Here is a 425-nt window from a genome sequence, read left to right as displayed (position 1 = left end):
CAACGAAGCGCACCCGACCGCCAACGGCGCCAACACCCTGCCTGAACAGTTCGCCGTGACCGCGGTCGACGACAACGGCACCACCGCGACCGGTTCACTGGACGTGAACATCGTCGACGACCTGCCAAAAGGCGTGAACGACAGCAATGCTTCGACGGCGTCGGAAACCTTACTGACCCTCAACGGCAACGTGCTGAGCAACGACGTACAAGGCGCCGACCGGGTAACCATCGGTGAAGGCACTGGTCCGATCACCCCCGGTACCTTCACCGGCACTTACGGCACCCTGGTACTCAACGCCAACGGCACCTACACCTACACCCTCAACACCAGCGACGCCGACTTCAAAGCCTTGCACGGCGGTGGCGACGGCACGGACACCTTCACCTACACCATCACCGACGCGGACGGCGACAGCAGCACGG

The 425-nt window shown here is 63.3% G+C and carries 1 protein-coding gene; it reads left to right on the top strand.

Annotated elements, in window-relative coordinates; genetic code table 11:
* Positions 1-425: Ig-like domain-containing protein (locus tag KW846_RS29725; protein WP_218486466.1), on the top strand; the 425-nt coding region annotated here is incomplete at both ends.

The sequence above is a fragment of the Pseudomonas sp. PDM32 genome, from assembly GCF_019219225.1.
Taxonomy (GTDB): Bacteria; Pseudomonadota; Gammaproteobacteria; order Pseudomonadales; family Pseudomonadaceae; genus Aquipseudomonas; species Aquipseudomonas laurylsulfatiphila.
This window is presented reverse-complemented; position numbering and strand designations above follow the sequence as displayed.